Below are 19,552 nucleotides of genomic sequence, written 5' to 3'. Positions count from 1 at the left end.
GAATCATGATTTGGGATCAATTAACAACAGTAGAATTAAGTAAGGTAGCCAAAAACACCCCAGTTGTTCTTACCATGGCAGCAACAGAACAACATGGAAAGCATTTGCCACTCGCAACCGATAGACTTATAGGAGAACATTTTGCTAATGAGCTGCATAAGGCTATCCCCGATAAGGTACTAGTGCTGCCTTCTATTAGTATAGGATGTTCTTCACATCATATGGATTTTTCCGGAACACTTACCATTAGTCATGACACATTCATAAGGCAGGTTGAGGATATAGTTAAATCGGTGATACAGCATGGATTTAAAAATATTATCCTTTTAAATAGCCATGGTGGGAATCAGGCTGTTGGTCAAGTATTGGTAGAAAAGTTGGGCTATGAAAATCCCATGGTAAATATCATTATGGTGACGTGGTGGAAACTAGCATCCGAGGCGTTATTTGCTTTAAATGAAAGTGGTAAAGGCGGTGTTGGGCATGCCGGGGAGTTTGAAACGTCATTAATGTTAAATATTGCCCCACACTTAGTACATCTGGATAAAATTGAAAAAGGGAAACATACCGATACCTTTTCTTGGAGTGAGGGTGATATGTTGCGGGGACCCAAGGCATCTTACTACAGATCAACTAAGGAAATGACTACTAATGGTGTTTTTGGAGATCCAGAATACGGAACTTTAGAAAAAGGAAAACAAATTTCGAAATTGGTTGTTGATGATTTAAAAAATATCATTAATGACCTTTTAAATATTAAATAAGATTAATGAAAGATACATTAAACATTCATAACTAAAATTTAGATACACCGTAAAAATAGTTTTGGAAAGTTACATTTAACCTCTATAAAACAATAAACATAAACAGATGAAAGGAAAACTAATATTATATACCCTGGTAGCTGCCATAGGCGGGCTGCTTTACGGTTTTGACACGGCAGTAATTAATGGTGCATTACCTTTTTTTAAATCGCATTTCCAATTGAATGATGTCATGACCGGTTGGGCCGTAAGCTCTGCTTTGTTGGGGTGTATCATTGGTGCCATAGGTATAGGTAAACCGGGCGATATATATGGAAGACGGGAAATGCTTAAGCTTTCTGCTTTGTTGTTTTTGGTTTCAGCTGTTGGTACGGGACTGGCACCAGAAATCAATAGTTTTATTCTGTTTAGGTTTGTTGGAGGTTTGGCCGTTGGGGCAGCCTCTGTACTGTCGCCCATTTACATTTCAGAAATAGCGCCAGCGACACATCGGGGAAGGCTAATTATTACTTTTCAACTGGCTTTGGTTGTAGGGATATTGGTTGCCTTTTTTGTGGATTACTTACTCATTGATACTGGAAAAAATAACTGGCGTTACATGTTTATTTCAGAAGCGATACCAGCATTGGCATTTTTGATTTTGCTTTATAAGGTTCGAAAGAGTCCACGTTGGTTAATGCAAACAGGACATCAGGAAGCGGCCAGAGAGACGATTAAAGATGTAAATCCGAATGCCGATATACAAAGTATTATTTTAGAAATTGAAACATCTATTAAGTTGGAGCAGGAAGGTAAGCAAGAAAAGCTGTTTAAGAAGCCCAACTTAAAGTTTACACTCATAGGGATTTGTATTGGATTATTCAGTCAGTTTACTGGAGTGGCCATTGTTTTTTACTATGCTACCGATATATTTAGGGCCGCCGGTTTTTCAACGGATTCCGCAATAGGACAAACCGTTATTTTAGGAGCCACGAATTTAATTTTTACCATATTGGCTATGAGTTTAATTGATAAAATAGGAAGAAAAAAGCTATTGTATGTTGGCACCATTGGAATGGCCATTTCTTTGGGTGTTTTTTCATGGGCGTTCTATACCGCTAATACTGAAGGCTGGTTATTATTGGGTATCTTAATTTGCTATGTGGCATTTTTTGCCTCATCTATGGGGGCTGTGGTATTTGTATTATTGGCAGAGATATTTCCAAATAACATACGATCTAGAGGGATGGCCTTAGGGTCTTTTTCCAATTGGATAGTAAATGGGTCCATTACTTTTCTATTCCCAATAGTTGTGGGCGCATTTAGCGATGGTAAAGGCATTGGATATAGTTTTGCGTTTTTTTCCATAATGACGCTTTTAGGGTTCTTTTTCTTTAGAACATTTTTATTTGAGACCACAAACAAAACCTTGGAAGAAATTGAGTTTGAGAATAAGTAGATACTAATTTTAAATAATATAATAAGATGAAAAGTAATTTCAGTAGACGGGAAGCATTAAAACGTATAGGATTAGGATCGGCAGCAGTTACCGTTGGAGGAATTGGTATGGTGAATGCGAGTTCCAAAGATTTGGTTGATACACAATATATTGAAGATAAAAAAGTGCAACCTATAAATTTTGAACAACCCATTACCGCGATAGTGCTTGGCGCAGGTGGGCGTGGTAATTTATATGCAGGGTATGCACTAGACAACCCAAAAGAGTTGAACATAATAGGTGTAGCAGAACCCATTAAATACAGAAGGGATAACTTTTCCAAGTCCCACAATATTTCTGAAAGCAATCAATTTATAACCTGGGAACATGTTTTTGAACGGCCTAAGTTTGCAGATGCTGTTATTATAACTACACCCGATGCCCTGCATTATGGTCCTGCGATGAAAGCCATTGAAATGGGCTATGATGTTTTGTTGGAAAAGGCAATTGCACAAACATGGGATGAATGTTACGATATATTAAAGCAACAACGTAAATATGGAAAAATTGTGGCGATTTGCCATGTGCTTCGCTACGCGCCTTATTTTGTTAAGATGAAGGAAATTATCGATTCTGGTAAAATAGGGGAGGTGGTTAGTGTGCAACACTTCGAACCTGTTGAACATATCCACATGTCGCATTCGTTTGTGCGAGGCAATTGGGGGAACTCAAAAAAGTCAACCCCTATGATACTTTCAAAATCCTGTCATGACACGGATATTATACGCTGGTTGGTAGGGAAACCCTGTAAAAAAGTATCTTCATTTGGGTCTTTAAAGTTGTTTAGGTCTCAAAGTGCACCCCAAGGCAGTACTAAGCGTTGTACCGATGGTTGTGCCGTGGAGCGGGAATGCCCTTTTTCGGCCATAAAGATTTATGCCGAACGAAAAATATTCTTACATCACCTAAAACTTGAAAAACATGATACAGACTCCATTATGGAAAACCTTAAGACAGGGCCTTATGGACGTTGTGTGTACCATTGCGATAATGATGTAGTAGACCATCAGGTAGTCAATATGCAGTTTGAAGACGATATCACGGCTTCGTTCTCTATGGAAGGCCTTACCAGTTATGGTGGCAGACGTACACGCATTATGGGGACTATGGGTGATATTGTTGGTGATATGGATAGTATGACTGTCTTTGATTTTAGAACCAGGGAACAAAAGCATTGGACCGCTAAAGATATTAATGACGGTATCTATGCCGGTCATGGCCATGGTGGTGGTGATATGCGTTTGGCTAGGGACTTTGTGAGGGCCGTAAAATTACAAGACCCCACACAGTTAACATCTACTATAGAAGCCTCAATGGAAAGCCATTTAATAGGGTTTCAAGCCGAAAAAAGTCGCCTTAAAGGCGGAAAGGTTTTTGATGTGAATTTAAATGTGTAATTTTTTACATATTATATGAACTGAAAATCTGATACTATCAATAAAAGAACTCAATTTGATAATTAAAAATTAAATGAAATCCCGATTAGTATCTTTAGATGCCATTAGAGGCTTTACCATGTTTTGGATTATAGGGGGCGATGCCTTAATACATGCTTTATCAGCAGCTACAAGCCTGCCTATAATTCAGTGGATGTCACAACAATTGATCCATGTAGAATGGAATGGTTTTCATTTTTTGGATCTCATATTTCCTATGTTTATGTTCATTTCAGGTGTCGCGATACCTTATTCTATAGGTCGTAACTTAGAACAGGGTGTTGGCCGAAAAGTTCTGTGGAAAAAAGCCTTAAAAAGAGCCGTCGTTTTAATACTTCTAGGAGTATTATATAACAATAAACTATCTTTCGATTTTCCAAATTTGAGATATGCCAGTGTTTTAGGCCAGATAGGGGTGGCTTACCTAATAGCGGTATCAATATATTTATATACTGGCACTAAAGGGCAGTGGTTATGGAGCATAGGAATTTTATTGGGTTTTTGGGGGCTAATGGTCTTGATTCCCGTACCTGGTATTGGGGCAGGCGTATTGACTCCAGAAGGTAATTTTTCGGGTTATATAGACAGGTTATTATTACCAGGAACCATGTTTCGGGAGCATTACGACCCACAAGGCTTACTTTTAATGGTGTCTGCAGCAGTTATTACCATATCAGGAGCTATTATGGGGGGAGTTCTTAAAAAGACAAAAGGGGCATCTGTTAAGAATGTTGGCATTATGCTGGTTTCAGGAGTGCTGCTCATACTAGTGGCACTACTATGGCATAAAGTTTACCCTATAAATAAGGAAATATGGTCCAGCTCCTTTAATGTATTAACCATTGGATTATCACTTGTATTTTTAGCATTCTTTTATTTCATCATAGATGTGAAGAAAAAGTCAAGATGGGCGTTCCCTTTGGTATTAATAGGACTCAATCCTATTTTTATATACCTGGCATATCGTATGGTTGACTTTAGGTTTACTTCCGAGTTTTTGTTACATGGATTAATGCAGGTGTCGGGAAGTTATGGTTCGGTGGTATTAATTATTGGTGTAATTATGCTCCAATTGGGCCTGTTATATTTTTTATACCGCCAAAAAATATTTTTTAAAGTCTAAGCAAAACGCTATACAATAGATTTAAAGAATTATTAAAGGAGTAAAACCATCGATTAGAAAATTAAGGCTTATCGAGTTTTTAAACTATTTTCAAAAAGCAAAAACAACACTTTACGGGCCTTTTTTCCAATGCCTTCCCTTATGATGCTGTAGGCTTTGGCTATGTGATACTCTACGGTTTTAACCGATATATTTAAATAGTCGGCTATTTCTATATTGGTAAGGCCTTCTTGTTTGCTCAATAAAAAAGTACGTTTGCACTTTTTGGGTAAGTTTTCAATTTCCCGTGAGATCAAGGCTGTTTTTTCAGCTAATAATTCTTGGTAGTCCTCATTTTCCACTTCGCTCAAAGCTTCAACAAATACTTTTTCCAAAACAGAAATAGATTGGTTTCTATGGTATTGATTAACAAATTCGTTATAAATAGATTTGTATAAAAAGTTCTTAATAGGAAAATCACTTTTTAAATTAGAACGAAATTCCCAGGTTCTTAAAAACACATTTTGAACGATGTCTTGAGACATAGCATAGTCATGGGTAAGGCTTAAGGCGTAAACAAATAATTTTTTATAGTAAGTATTTATTAAATAAGTATATGCTTTTTCGTTTCCTTTTTTAAGATTATCAATTAAAAAAGCGTTATCTTTAAACATACTAACGGTAACATTAATTTATTCGTAAATGTAGCACAAAATTATAAATAATTTAAAAAACACACCAAAAACCTAGGGTATTGTAAAATGGCTTTGTAATAAGTATTAAATAAAAAGATTGCAGTGATTCCTGAAAAAATAGAAAAGTATATTGTTAAATATGTTTCAAAGTCAGCGACATCCAAAGATTTGGATAAACTTATAAAGTGGATTGAGAACCCAAACAACAAATTGTTGTTTAAAGATTATTTAAAAGACCATTACGCCATTATGTTTAGCATTAACGATCCAGATGCCAAAGAAGTCACTAGAAAAGTTCTTGATGAAATAAGAACGGAAAAAAATAGAATGCGTAGGAATAGGTTTGTTAAAGGCTTTAAATATGCCGCTGTCGCTGTTTTGTTTATTGCGGTGGGTTATTTTATGCAATTGGACGGAGATAAACCACAAATGGATACCCTAAAGCCTGAGAAAAAGATTACCTTACAGTTAGAAGATGGTACTGTAAAAATTATAGACGAAAACCAAACTACTGAAATTTTAGGGGCAAACGGCCAGGTGATGGGCTTGCAAACGGGGAAACAACTATCTTATGACAATAGTGTTAGTGTAGATAAATTGGTGTACAATACATTAACGGTGCCATTTGGAAAACGGTTTAATTTAGTGCTTTCCGATGGTACAAATGTGCATTTAAATGCTGGTACGTCTTTAAAATATCCGGTGAAGTTTATTAACGGTTTAGACAGAAAGGTTTTTATAAATGGAGAGGCTTATTTTGATGTGGTAAAAGATAAAAAACATCCTTTTATTGTTAATGCCGATGAGCTTGATATTCGTGTTTTGGGAACCCAGTTCAATATTTCTTCATATCCGGAGGATAAACATATAAATACGGTATTGGTTGAAGGTTCTGTGAGTATTTTTGATACTCAAGAAAATGATGGTAATGAACCTCAGGTTTTAAAGCCTGAACAACTAGGGAGTTGGAGCAAAACAAACAAACAAATTACTGTTAGTAAAACAGATATCGAACAACATGTGGCTTGGCGTGAGGGGAGGCTTATATTGGATGAAGTTCCATTTAATGATATTTTAAAAAAGCTGGAAAGACAATATGATGTCACTTTTTCTAATGCCTACACAGCTTTAGAAAGTCGAGAATTCACAGCAAGGTTTGATATTGAAGATATCCATCAGGTGATGAGAAGCTTAAGTGAGGCAGCGACCTTTACTTACACTATAAATAATAAACAAATATTAATTAACCATTAAATTAAACTTTAGCGTATGACATAAACTAACACTCTACGACCAGAATTAAATCACTACTAATTACCTTTTTTATTGAATTTAATGATAAAAAAAACTGGAAAATGCTGCAACATTCCCCAGTCCATGGTGTGATTTTAAAAATGTACAATTTTATTAAAACCAAACAACAAAAGTATGAAAAAAATCATTAAAAGGATAGGTATGCCTAAGGCTACCCCTAATCTTAGTTTAAAGATGAAACTAACTACACTATTACTTGTTTTTTCTTTGTTTCAGATTCATGCTACAGATACTTACAGCCAAAACACTAAAGTATCTTTAACATTGAATGAAGTAACAATAAAGACAGCGTTAAACGAAATTGAGCAAAAAACTGACTACAAATTTCTGTATGAAAAGAATGTTTTTGAAACAGAAAAAATTGTTAGTATAAATGCAAAAAAAGAAAAATTGTCTAAAATATTAGACAATTTATTTAAAGACTTCAATGTAAACATTGTTTACTTAGAGCAGCAAGTTATTATAAAAAGAAATGAATCTCAGGCTGTAATTGAGGATGTCAATGGAGCTAATTCTATGGTAGAGCTTCAGCAAATTCAAGTTAGTGGTACCATTCAAGATGCCAACGGTCAACCGCTACCTGGTGCTACCATTTTAGAAAAAGGGACAACCAACGGAACACAAACCGATTTTGATGGAAAGTTCTCCATTGATGTCGCTTCTAGCGATGCCGTATTGGTTATTTCTTATGTAGGTTTTGCCACACAGGAAATTGCTGTTGGAGATCAAACGGATATCAGCATACAACTGGTTGAGGAAGCTAGTGCTCTTGATGAAATCATATTGGTGGGTTATGGTACCCAAAAAATTACCAGTGTAACTTCAGCTGTTACACCTGTTGATGTTGAAGAATTAGGTAACATTACTACTCCAAACATAACAGCTGCCTTACAAGGACGTGCACCTGGTTTGTATATTAGAGATGGTGGGTATAACCAAGGCTTATCTGTATTGGTAAGGGGTGCTACAACCATTGGTAATAATTCACCTTTATTTATCGTAGATGGTGTTCCTCAGGATTTGTTTACCATCGATCCTAATGATATTGAGGCGATTTCTGTTTTAAAGGATGGTGCAGCTTCTGCTATTTATGGATCTAGAGCGGCAGCGGGTGTAATTATCGTGACCACTAAATCTGGAAAGAACAAAAAAGCCAGTTTTAATTTTGAAAGCTTTGTAAGTTTTGGAGATTTAACCACAACCCAAAAGGCGGCCAATTCAATTCAATCGGCCAATATTATGAACGAAGCCTCTGTGAATTCAGGTGGTCAACCCTTATTCACAGCTGAAGATATAGCAAAGTTTGAGTCTGGTAACGATCCGGCTTACCCAGATACAGATTGGAAAAAAGAGTTCTTAAAAACAGAAGTAACCCAACGTTATTTTTTAAGTGCAAATGGTGGTAATGAAAACTCATCATATTATGTGTCTTTAGGTTATAGAAATGCCGATGGTATTGTTAAATCGGGCATAGACAGAAAACAATATACCTTAAGGTCTAATTTAAAGACCAAATTAAGGGATAATATTGAGTTAGATGTTAACTTAAATTATACACTTAACAATAATACGGCACCTAATGTTAATGCTGGATTGGATAATATTTATTTGCATATGAACTCTACGGCGCCATTTTTACCGGTACGTAATGCCGATGGCGAATTCGAGTTTTTTAACCAGGCTGGTGCTTATGGTAGAGGCTTCTGGAACGTGATGTGGGAATTGGAAGCTGGTACGTCCAATACGAAAAGCAAATCGTTTACAGCGAATACCAATTTAACCTGGGAGATTATAGAAGGTCTTAAGTTAATTGGACGTTACTCTTTAATTTCAGGTTCTAGTAAGTCGGTTTCAAGTATTTATAAGCGTTCTACTACTGGTGGACCACCATGGTTTTCAGATGTAAATAGTATGGGACAAACATGGCGTGATAATAACCAGTACAATGCACAAACTTTTTTAAGTTACGACAAGACTATTGATAAACACAATATAGGTGTTTTGGCAGGTTGGGATGTACAATTTAATAAGGATTCGTTTATCAGTGCTGGACGTAGAAATTTCCAATTTGATAATTTGTTAACCGAATTTAGTGCACCTAACTCAGGAGATAACGATGATATCACTGGTTTAAGTAGTAATACTGGTGAGAATGCATTGCAATCTGCGGTTGGTAGAATCAATTATAACTACGATGAGAAGTACTTTGTGGAGTTAGTTGGTCGTTATGATGGCTCTTCTATTTTTGCGCCTGAAAACAGATACGGATTTTTCCCATCGGCTTCATTAGGCTGGGTAATTAGTAAAGAGGACTTTTTTAACTCTTCAGCTATAGACCGTCTTAAATTTAGAGCTTCTTATGGTACAACAGGTAATAACAGGGTGTCTGGAAGTTATTTTTCTAATATTTCTTTTGGTACTTATATTTTTGGTATGGGAGATATGGTTGTGTCGACAGCTGCTGAAGGAGGCGTGCCTTTTAGAGACCTAAAATGGGAAACTACCAATACAACGAACTTTGGGGTTGATTTTTCATTAAATAATGGCTTTATTTCAGGATCATTGGATTATTACATTAAAGATACTAAAGATATTCTATTAGGTAGTCCTGTACCGGGAACTGTAGGTACAGGAAGGAGTGGACCGCCTATTAATGCCGGTAGTGTTGAAAACAAGGGATTTGAATTGGTTTTAAATCATGAGAATAGTATATCTGAAGATTTTAAATATGGTATCTCAATTAATGGAACGTATAATACCAATAAGATAACAGAATTGACCGATGCGTTTTCAGAGTTTAGTACCTCTTACCGTGTAGGGGATGCCTTGGGTACTGTTTATGGTTATGAATCTGAAGGTATTATTAAAACACAAGCTGACCTAACAGAATATACCTCTGAAATAACGTCAGGAATAAGCCCTAATACAACTTTGGGAGATATTAGATATGTGGACCAAAATGGTGATGGTGTTTTAAATTTTGAGGATAATGTGGCCATTGCAGAGACCTTACCTAAAATCACCTATGGTATTAACTTAAATGCCGAATGGAAAAATTTCGATTTTCAAGCATTTTTCCAAGGGACTGCAAAGTCTAAAGAACATAGGTTTAATGACCTGTTTGGAAACTATGGATGGATTCCTCAAGAGGCTAATGATGCATGGAGTACTAGTAACCCAGATGGAAATTATCCAAGATTATTGTTGTTTGCACAACAAACCTATTTCCAAAACTTTTATACAACATCCAGTTATTGGACCTTTAAATCATCTTATTTAAGATTGAAGAACTTACAAATAGGGTATACGCTCCCAATTAGTGAAAACAAATACATCAATAAAGCGAGACTGTATTTAACAGGAACTAATTTATTTACTATTACTGATTTTAGGACTGGGTTCGATCCAGAAGCTAATGGTTTGATAGTTCCTCCATTAAAGACGGTGGCATTGGGTGTAAACATTAATTTCTAAAAAGATAATTATTATGAAAAGATATATAAAAACAATATACTTAGTAATTTTTGCTCTTGGCATGTTTCTAAGTTGTTCAGAAGAAGATATTACCAAGCTTCCCGTGACAGCATTGTCAGAAGATGCATTCTGGACCAGTGAAGAAGAAGTTAGTCAGGCAGCTAATGCCCTTTATTTTTCTTTAGATAATGTGGGACAGATTGAATGGGATGCCTTGACTGAAATTATGTTCAGCCAAAGTGGAGCTTCTATTCAGATTTCTACAGGGGGTATTGGCCCTGGTGCTAGTCTAGTAAATAGTTTATGGACTGGACAATATGCGACTATTAGGGATGCCAACTGGTTTTTGGATAATGTAGACAAAGCTGAATTATCAGAATCAGCAGTGGCAAAGTATAAAGGACAGGTTCGTTTCTTTAGGGCTTGGGCACATTACAAGCTGTTATACCAATTTGGCAATGTACCATTAGTAGATCGTGTATTGGGCGTTGATGAAGGTCAGGTAGAACCAAGCTCTAGGGCTACGGTATTAAGTTTTGTGTTGTCTGAATTGGATCAGACCATAACAGAGTTGTCAGGATATACACCAGAATATGGAAGGGTTAGTAGATGGGCGGCTATGGCCTTAAAGTCACGAATTTTGTTATATGAAGGTACTTTGGCAGCAGACAATAGTATGCTTACCGAAAGTGCAAGCTTAGCCAATCAAATTATGGGTGGTGGTTTTGGCCTGCATGATAATTATACCGAGCTGTTTAGACCAGAAGGAGAAGGCAATTCTGAGATTATTTTGGCAAGGGTGAATGCCGATCTACCAGGAAGGCATCATTCCTTGGGACAATGGCTAGGCCCTATTAGTTTTCATGCCTCATGGTCTATTTTTACACCAACAAGAGCTTTAGTTGATAGATACCCAGACATTAACGGTGAGGATATTTCAACAAGTTTAGTTTATGATGAAAATAATCCTTTCGATAATAGAGATCCAAGATTAAACCAGTCCATATTCAATTGGGAAGAAGATGTAGATTATGAAGGATCCATGTTTGTTAATAATGGCACTTGGTTAAATTTCAGAAAATGGATTAATCCAGATGAAACTGCAGAACAAAGAAGCCATAACGATTGGATTGTGTTTAGGTTAGGCGAAGTGATGCTTAATTATGTTGAAGCTATGAATGAGGTTAATGGCCCATCTCAAGAATTATTGGACATGATAAATGATTTGAGAACTAGAGGTGGATTAGGCGCTGGTGTTGGCGGAGCAGATATTGCTGTACCACCAATAGCCTTTGCTGGTCTTACAAAAGATAGCTTTAGGGACATTATAAGACGAGAAAGAATCATTGAATTGGCTGCTGAAGGTATCCTTTATTACGATTACCACAGATGGAGATGGTTAGAATCAACTATGAACCAACCAGCTGTGGGCGTAGTGCCTTTAGAGAACCGTGTGTTTACAGCACCTAGGGACTATACTTGGCCAATACCTGACTTTGAATTGATTAATAATCCAAATTTAACACAAAATTCTGGTTATTAGATTTAGGTATTGTTGATTAAATAAATTGTAAAGCCTCGTATCAAAAGAGTTAGTTTGATTTAGTTTTTTTGATTACGGGGCTTTTTTATTTAATATTTTTAGTGTTGTGGATTAAGTTAAGGTTTATATCACAATCTCTAAAGATTTAGTAGATATAACTAACTCTAAATAAACAATTTTATATATATAATTTATTACTAGTCTAAGCCAATAATTATTGTATTTTTGTTTATTTGTAAATATATTATTCATATATGAAACAAACATTAAAACATTTAAAGATTATTTTACCAAAGGTGATGTTTAAATATTTTAATGAGAGAACGAGTGCAACGAGTGGTTGCATGCGTTCTTAATTATATAATTATTTTATTATCAGATAATTAATAAAATTTAAACGTATGAAAACATGTTATTTTCATAAGAAGTGTTAAAGATGAAATCATTAAAAAAAAGTATAGCTAAAGTAGGGGCTTTATTAATCTTGTTAACAGCATGTAATAAACCAATAAATGCCCAATTATTTGAAGAAATAACAGCCCACGAGGTTTTAATTAGAACTTTAGGGGAGAAAAATGCATCACGATTTAGCTTTAGGCTAGAAGAAAATGATTCCACCGATGCTTATAAAATAGAAGTAAAGAGCAATAAAGTACTTATTACAGGAAACTCAAGTATAGCACTTACAAGAGGCGCTTATGATTATTTAAGGAATGCTACAAATTCAATGGTAACTTGGTCTGGTTCTCATATCAATATTCCAGAAAAACTCCCTCAATATCAAAAAACTGTTACAACACCTTATGAGAATCGCTATTACCTAAATGTATGTGCATTTGGATATTCAACACCGTATTGGGATTGGAAAAGATGGGAACAGGAAATTGATTGGATGGCACTTCATGGGATGAACTTTCCTTTAGCTTTGGTAGCGAATGAAGCTATTGCGACTAGGGTTTGGAAAAAGTTAGGCTTAACAGAAGAGGAAATTAATAAGTTTTATACGGCGCCATCTTTATTGCCATGGCAACGTATGGGAAATATCAATGATCTTGATGGCGAGTTGTTAACAAGCGAATGGCATGAAGGGCAAATTAAACTACAGCATAAAATATTGGCCAGAATGAAAGCTTTAGGTATGAACCCTATTGTTCCAGCTTTTGCTGGTTTTGTGCCTAAAGACATTACGAGAATTAGTCCAGAAAATGAACTTTTGGAAGTGAGTTGGGGTGGTCTTCCAGAACAATATCACGCCTTTTTATTAAGTCCAAGAACACCATTGTTTAAGAAGATAGGAAAGTTATTTATTGAAGAATGGGAAAAAGAATTTGGTGAGTGTAAATATTATTTAGCGGATAGTTTTAACGAATTGGATCTTCCTAAAACAGACCAACCGGTTACAGAACTTTTAGCTGATTATGGAAGTGCTATATATGAATCTTTAAAATCTGGAAATCCTGAAGCTGTGTGGGTGGTACAAGGCTGGATGTTTACTTATCAAAGGCATATTTGGAACAAGACAACAACCAATGCCCTATTCAGTAGAATTCCAGATGATAAAATGATGATTCTTGATTATGCATACGAATACAATGGGATAGCTTATAAAAATGGATATAATTATGAGGTTTTCGAAGGCTATAACAACAAACCTTGGATTTATGGTTTTATGCTTAATAGTGGTGGAAAGACAGGACATACCGGTGTACATGATTATTATGCAACAAACCCCATTGAGCTTTTAAACTCTCCATATAAAAAGAATAATGCTGGTTTTGGATTCGCGCCTGAGGGTATTGAAAATAATGATGTAACTTTTGAACTGGTCTCTGATATGGCCTGGGAACATGAAGCTATTGATTTAGATGCCTGGTATATAAATTATTCAAAAGCGCGATATGGTGCATGTCCGCCAGCAATGGCTGAAGCATGGCAACTATTAAGACAAACCAGTTATGGGACCATGACCGATCATCCGCGTTTTGGTTTTCAAGGAAATAGTGGTTCTTGGTTTAAAGGCACAATAAATAAAGACCCCCGTATTTTTGAAGCCATCACTAAATTTCTTTCCTGTGCAGATCAATTAAAAGATTCTGAACTTTATAAAGCAGATGCTCTTGAATTTGCAGCAACGGTTTTATGCCATAAAGCCGAGGATTGGTTTGGGTACACCTATAATGCACATCAAAACTTGGATTTTGAAACGCGGGATAAAGCAGGTGAATGGGCATTGCAATTACTTTCTGATGCAGATAAATTATTGGAAAATCATCCTACCTTAAATTTACAGAGATGGATTGATTTTGCTCGTGCATCAAGTACGAATCCAGAACAGCAGGATAAGTATGAAGTCGATGCCAGGCGCATTCTAACAGTATGGGGAGCACCCAAAATAAGATCTGGAGTAAATGATTACGCTGCTAGAATGTGGGGTGGCTTAACTCGAGATTACTACCGAGAAAGAATGGCTGGAAAATTAGAAAGTTTAAAAAAGAACGAACCCTATGATAACAGAGCGTTTGAAGATGCCTGGGTATTAAAAAAGGGTGTTAGCAAAATAACCCCTTTTTCAAATCCTTTAGAATCGGCTAAGGCTTTAGTGAAAGAAGCCATAGAAAAACCAATTCCTGAAATTTCAAAGTCAGATGATATAATTGCTGGAGATTGGTCATCGAAAAATAAGATCATAGAATTACCAATAAAAAGAGACGATATATCAAAATTAAAAGGTGTTAAGTTTGTTTATGAAGGAGGGAAAACGAATGTAAGTATCGAAAAAGTACAATTGCTTGCAGATGGTATAATTGTTGGTAATACTGAAAAGGTTAGTATTATTGGTAAAAGAACACCCTATGCATTATACCCATTTAACCTGTCTAAAGAAGTAAGGGCAAACAATGGGGCATCCATAAAGGTTTATATGTCAAACATAGATGAAAAAGAGAGTGCAAGAGGAAAAGTGGTTTTAATACTTAAAGATTAAAACATATTTTGAAAACCATACGAATAATTAAATTCACATAAAAGGATAAATCTATACAAATGACAAGAGTACAATTGTTTAGTTTGTTATTTATCACCACATTATTTTTTCAAATGTGTAAGCCCAAGGATACATTGGTGATGAATCAACATAATAAGCACGTTTCAATTAAAGGGCAAAACTTCGTTGATTCTTTAGGCAGGACTTTAACCCTACATGGCATTAGCGTGTGTAACAAAGACCCCAAAACCAACTATTTAGGACATATTACTCCCGAAGAATTTAAAATGTTTAAAGAATGGGGGTTTAATGTTATTAGATTGGGTATTATATGGGATGGTTTAGAGCCAGAACCAGGAGTCTATAACCAAGAGTATCTTAAGGGGATAGATGACATGATACAATGGGCAACCGACAATGATTTGTATGTTTTTCTGGATATGCACCAAGATTTGTTTAGTGTTGATTTTAGTGATGGTGCGCCCTCTTGGGCTACAATAACCAATGATCAGCCACATCTTACAGGCGATGTTTGGAGTGAGGCTTATTTGATTAGCCCCGCCGTACAAACAGCATTTGATAATTTTTGGGCTAATACACCTGCACCTGATGGTGTAGGCATCCAAGATCATTATTTAAACCTATGGAAGTATTTGGCAGAACGCTACAAGGACAACACAAGAGTAATTGGTTTTGATGTGATGAACGAACCGTTTATGGGGTCAGAGGCCAATAAAATTACACCATTGCTTTTAGAGTCCTATGCAAAATTGTTGGCTGAACAAACAGGAGAAGCCCCACCTTCATTGGAAGAAGTGATGCATTTGTGGAATACTAATAAAATGGAGGTTTTAGGGTCGTTATCCGATAAAGAAACCTATAAAAAATGGTTGGACGTTATCTATGAGGTTAATTCAGTTTTTGAAAGAGGAACGTTGACTGCATTTTACCAAAAAGCGAGAGATGAAATCCGTAAGGTTAATAAACACCATATTATTTTTACCGAGCACAGCTATTTCACCAACATGGGATTGGTAGGTGCACTTGGAGAAATTGTTGATGAAAATGGACAAAAAGACCCTTTAGTGGCTTATGCCGCGCATGGTTACGATTTAGTGGTCGATACCGATGCGCTTACCTTAGGAAGCAATGATCGTGTAGAATTAATTTTTGAACGTATTGCTCAAACAGGACAACGGTTGGATGTTCCGGTTTTAATAGGTGAGTGGGGGGCATTACATGGAAAATCACCAGATTTGATTCCAACAGCACATTTTTTGCTCAACCAGTTTAATAAACATGGTTTTAGTGATGCCTTTTGGGCTTATGGCGAATTTTTGCTGGAAGCTTCTTTTCTGGATGTATTAAAGAAGCCATACCCTGTTGAAACTTCGGGGGTTTTGGAAAATTATAGTTTTGATTATGAGTCTGGAACCTTTAACTGCACTTGGCACGAAGATGAAGCAATTACAGCGCCAACACGAATTTATGTATCTGATATAAGTAAGCTAAATAAAGATACCCTGCAATTGACCCCTGAAATTGAAGGGGTTTCTATAGAGGAAATGGAACATTCAAAAGCAGGTCATTTGGTTATTCCAGCGAGTGGAAAAAAATTGGAACGAAAACTCACATTTACTTTAATCAAATGATTATAAAAGGTAAAAACTTACCTAATAGAACAAAAAAATAAAAGAAGAGAATATGAAAGAATTAATGTCACGGCTAATTGCCCTTTCTATGGTAATGTGTACTGCACAACAGACAATAGCACAAACTGAACTTAAATATAATGTTGCAGAAACCCCTTGGGAAGCTGACTTTGGTAATCATAGGGCCATTGTTGAGGTTCCTAAAAACGCCGATGCCGTAAAACTTGACTTTAACTGGAGGCGTCATGATAAAAACCCTGCAGATCGAAGGCTTTTGATTGTCAATGCAAAAACAGGAGATACCATATCAAACATACATAGGTTAATTGTAAACAATGAAACCTGCAAGTTAGTTTTTGGTCCTGTTGAAAAAGGAAGCTATTATTTTTATTATTTGCCCTTTAAACCAGATAATGAATGGGGGTTCTATCGTTATGGATATCTTAAAAATGAAGATGCACCAAGTAAGCATTGGATCGATACAAACAAATTGGAGCAGTCCAAAAAATTGAAAAAACTACCAAAGGCAATTTGTACTGAAATTCAAGCCAGAACTGATTTCGATTCATTTTATCCTATGGAAGTTATTGCCACTCAAGCCGAAGAGGAGCAGTTGACAAACAGTACGACATCTGACTATATTGCCATAGCAGAAGACAGAAAGTATCCCATTAAAATGCGCGATTATTTGCCTTTAAAGTGGATTAAAGACGGTATAACTCATCAATTTGAAGGTAAGGCTCTAAAAAACGAATACTACGCTTTTCAAATTGGCATTTATGCGGCTAAAACAGATTTGGAAAATGTATCATTGGAATTTCACGATTTAAAATCCTCAAATAATAGTGTTATTCCGGCCAGTGCTTTTACCTGTTTTAATACCCATGGTGTGGATCCATACGGAACACCATTTACAAAACAGGTTAACGTTAATAAAGGTAAAATACAACCTTTATGGATTGGTACTGATATCTTAGCAACTACCCAATCGGGAACATATAAAGGATACGTTACTATTAAGACCGATAATCAACCCGATAAAACTATTGAAATTATTTTACATGTTTCAGAAGACACTATTGCAGATAGAGGTGATAATGAACCATGGAGGCATTCACGTTTACGTTGGTTGAATTCAACCATTGGATTGGATACTGAACCAACAAAACCCTACAAGCCAATTACATTAATCGAGGAAAACAAACTTGACCTATATGGTAAACGGGTTGCATTAAATGAGCAAGGTTTACCATCTGCTATAAATGTTTGGGATACTGAGATTTTAAATAATTCTATACAATATGTTTTAGAAGGAGAAACTGTAGTGACTTCAAGTGTTCATAAAACAAATCTAAATTCTGGTATTTTTGAAAGATCGGTTTCGGCCCAATCGGAAAATTTTGAGATTCAAACTACAAATACTATCGAGTTTGACGGTCATTTGAACTATAAAATAAAACTTGTAGCAAAACAGGATGGCCAACTGGACAATTTTAAATTAGAAATACCCTTTCAGTCCAGCATAGCAGAATATATGATGGGTATGGGTTTACCGGGAACAAAGATTCCAGAAAATCATGAAGCTAAATGGAAAGGGCCTCACGATAGTTTTTGGGTTGGGAACACATATGGTGGACTACATGTAGAGTTAAGAGGTGGTAGTTATCACGGACCATTACTTAATCTTTATAAGCCTGAGCCTCCAGAAAGTTGGCATAATGGGGGTAAAGGAGGTTTTTCAATAGAGAAAGGTACTAATGAAACAACCGCAACGATCTATTCTGGACAACGACAATTTAAAAAAGGAGAAAGTCTTGTTTTCGAGGTAGCATTTTTGATTACTCCTGTGAGACAGATAGATTCTAAAGCACAATTCGACAATAGATACTACCATAACGGATTGGACCCTATGCCCAAAGATGATGAAATTACGGATGGTGTTAAGATTGTAAACCTGCATCATGCCAGCAAGTATAACCCTTATATTAATTATCCTTTTGTAGCAACAAAGGAAATGAAAAGCTTTGTAGACCAAATGCATGCTAAGGACCTAAAGGTGAAAATTTATTACACCATCAGGGAACTTACCAATTACACTACCGAGATATGGGCATTACGTAGTTTGGGTAATGAAATTTTAGGAACAGGAAAAGGTGGGGGTTATCCGTGGTTACAAGAACATTTAGTGGACGATTACCGTTGGCAGTGGTATTCACCACTTGAAAATGGTATTGATGCCTCTATTGTCAATGCACCTGGTGATTCACGTTGGTATAATTACTATTTAGAAGGATTGGCTTGGTTGGTTAAACATATAGATATTGACGGATTGTATCTGGATGATGTCTCTTACGATAGACGTATATTAAAACGTATGCGTAAAATTTTGGATAGAACAAAGCCAGGGTGTATGATGGATTTACATTCCAATACAGGGTTTTCAAAAGGACCAGCAACACAATATACAGAGTTCTTTCCGTACCTTGATAAACTCTGGTTTGGGGAGAGTTTTAGATACGATGAGATGCCTGCCGAAAATTGGCTGGTAGAGGTTTCTGGGATTCCATTTGGTCATATGGGAGATATGCTACACGCTGGAGGAAACCCATGGCGTGGCATGGTGTATGGTATGACTGTTCGTTATCCTTGGTTTACTGATGGGGTTACTTGCGATCCCAGACAGATTTGGAAAGTTTGGGATGCATTTGGTATTGCCGATTCTAAAATGATTGGCTATTGGGAGAAACAACCTGTGGTAAGCACTAGCAATCCAGCGGTAAAGGCCACAGCCTATGTAAAAGAAGGTAAAATGTTAATAGCTGTGGCAAGTTGGGCAAAAGAAACGGTAAATGTAAAATTAAATTTCGATTGGGAGGCTGTAGGTATAGATATGAACAAAGTAAAAATGAAAGCTCCTAAAATTGAAAATTTTCAACCAGAACAGCTGTTTTCTGTAGATGACGATCTTACAATAGATCCTACCAAAGGCTGGTTGCTAGTTGTTGAATAATGATAAAATAACACTGCCGTCCAAAAGTTTTTGAAAACGGGCAATAAAGTTTCTGTGTCCCTTTGTTTATAGGGGCATAATTAATTGTTTGCTGGAATTATC

11 protein-coding genes are annotated in these 19,552 nt (G+C 36.2%); 10 read left to right on the top strand and 1 reads right to left on the bottom strand.

The annotated features are described in order from the left end of the window. The first annotated feature begins 5 nt into the window (after positions 1 to 5). The 4 genes from K7G79_RS12330 to K7G79_RS12315 all read left to right on the top strand — a co-directional run bounded on the left by K7G79_RS12330 (position 6) and on the right by K7G79_RS12315 (position 4,800). Positions 6 to 764 carry a creatininase family protein gene (locus tag K7G79_RS12330; RefSeq protein WP_223551895.1) on the top strand — a complete coding sequence of 253 codons (759 nt, stop codon included), beginning with the start codon at positions 6 to 8 and terminating at the stop codon, positions 762 to 764. Positions 765 to 870: 106 nt separating this feature from the next. Then, positions 871 to 2,202, top strand: coding sequence for a sugar porter family MFS transporter (locus tag K7G79_RS12325; protein ID WP_223551894.1), 1,332 nt, complete (start codon positions 871 to 873; stop codon positions 2,200 to 2,202). Positions 2,203 to 2,228: 26 nt separating this feature from the next. Then, complete coding sequence (locus K7G79_RS12320) at positions 2,229 to 3,638, top strand: Gfo/Idh/MocA family protein (RefSeq protein ID WP_223551893.1); 1,410 nt, start codon at positions 2,229 to 2,231, stop codon at positions 3,636 to 3,638. 73 nt (positions 3,639 to 3,711) lie between these two features. Next, the gene (locus K7G79_RS12315; RefSeq protein ID WP_223551892.1) at positions 3,712 to 4,800 is read left to right on the top strand and encodes an acyltransferase family protein; all 1,089 of its coding nucleotides are present in this window, start codon (positions 3,712 to 3,714) and stop codon (positions 4,798 to 4,800) included. A gap of 68 nt (positions 4,801 to 4,868) precedes the next feature. On the opposite strand, the gene K7G79_RS12310 is transcribed toward K7G79_RS12315, so the two are convergent. Then, positions 4,869 to 5,453 (bottom strand): RNA polymerase sigma factor, encoded by a 585-nt coding sequence (locus K7G79_RS12310; RefSeq protein ID WP_223551891.1) that lies wholly within the window; start codon positions 5,451 to 5,453, stop codon positions 4,869 to 4,871. A 123-nt stretch (positions 5,454 to 5,576) separates the two neighbouring features. Here K7G79_RS12310 and K7G79_RS14815 point away from each other — a divergent pair, with 123 nt between their 5' ends. The 6 genes from K7G79_RS14815 to K7G79_RS12280 all read left to right on the top strand — a co-directional run bounded on the left by K7G79_RS14815 (position 5,577) and on the right by K7G79_RS12280 (position 19,450). Continuing rightward, a complete protein-coding gene (locus K7G79_RS14815; protein ID WP_223551890.1) occupies positions 5,577 to 6,728 on the top strand; it encodes a FecR domain-containing protein in 1,152 nt (383 codons plus the stop codon). 174 nt (positions 6,729 to 6,902) lie between these two features. Continuing rightward, positions 6,903 to 10,262, top strand: coding sequence for a TonB-dependent receptor (locus tag K7G79_RS12300; RefSeq protein ID WP_223551889.1), 3,360 nt, complete (start codon positions 6,903 to 6,905; stop codon positions 10,260 to 10,262). A 13-nt stretch (positions 10,263 to 10,275) separates the two neighbouring features. Continuing rightward, complete coding sequence (locus tag K7G79_RS12295; RefSeq protein ID WP_223551888.1) at positions 10,276 to 11,805, top strand: RagB/SusD family nutrient uptake outer membrane protein; 1,530 nt, start codon at positions 10,276 to 10,278, stop codon at positions 11,803 to 11,805. 436 nt (positions 11,806 to 12,241) lie between these two features. After that, on the top strand, positions 12,242 to 14,788 hold the full coding sequence (locus K7G79_RS12290) for an alpha-N-acetylglucosaminidase (RefSeq protein ID WP_223551887.1): 2,547 nt from the start codon (positions 12,242 to 12,244) through the stop codon (positions 14,786 to 14,788). A gap of 59 nt (positions 14,789 to 14,847) precedes the next feature. Continuing rightward, the gene (locus K7G79_RS12285) at positions 14,848 to 16,440 is read left to right on the top strand and encodes a cellulase family glycosylhydrolase (protein ID WP_223551886.1); all 1,593 of its coding nucleotides are present in this window, start codon (positions 14,848 to 14,850) and stop codon (positions 16,438 to 16,440) included. Positions 16,441 to 16,492: 52 nt separating this feature from the next. Beyond that, entirely contained in the window at positions 16,493 to 19,450 is a 2,958-nt protein-coding gene (locus tag K7G79_RS12280; protein WP_223551885.1) for a glycoside hydrolase domain-containing protein, read from the top strand. Positions 19,451 to 19,552: the final 102 nt, after the last annotated feature.

This window comes from Aestuariivivens sp. NBU2969 (assembly GCF_019931125.1).
Taxonomy (GTDB): Bacteria; Bacteroidota; Bacteroidia; order Flavobacteriales; family Flavobacteriaceae; genus Aestuariivivens; species Aestuariivivens marinum.
This window is presented reverse-complemented; position numbering and strand designations above follow the sequence as displayed.

Bases quoted from the DNA above. Each gene is read 5' to 3' on its own strand.
- K7G79_RS12285 (WP_223551886.1), top strand. From the start codon at position 14,848: ATGACAAGAGTACAATTGTTTAGTTTGTTATTTATCACCACATTATTT.
- K7G79_RS12325 (WP_223551894.1), top strand. From the start codon at position 871: ATGAAAGGAAAACTAATATTATATACCCTGGTAGCTGCCATAGGCGGG.
- K7G79_RS12315 (WP_223551892.1), top strand. From the start codon at position 3,712: ATGAAATCCCGATTAGTATCTTTAGATGCCATTAGAGGCTTTACCATG.
- K7G79_RS12330 (WP_223551895.1), top strand. From the start codon at position 6: ATGATTTGGGATCAATTAACAACAGTAGAATTAAGTAAGGTAGCCAAA.
- K7G79_RS12280 (WP_223551885.1), top strand. From the start codon at position 16,493: ATGAAAGAATTAATGTCACGGCTAATTGCCCTTTCTATGGTAATGTGT.
- K7G79_RS12295 (WP_223551888.1), top strand. From the start codon at position 10,276: ATGAAAAGATATATAAAAACAATATACTTAGTAATTTTTGCTCTTGGC.
- K7G79_RS12290 (WP_223551887.1), top strand. From the start codon at position 12,242: ATGAAATCATTAAAAAAAAGTATAGCTAAAGTAGGGGCTTTATTAATC.
- K7G79_RS12300 (WP_223551889.1), top strand. From the start codon at position 6,903: ATGAAAAAAATCATTAAAAGGATAGGTATGCCTAAGGCTACCCCTAAT.
- K7G79_RS12320 (WP_223551893.1), top strand. From the start codon at position 2,229: ATGAAAAGTAATTTCAGTAGACGGGAAGCATTAAAACGTATAGGATTA.
- K7G79_RS12310 (WP_223551891.1), bottom strand. From the start codon at position 5,453: ATGTTTAAAGATAACGCTTTTTTAATTGATAATCTTAAAAAAGGAAAC.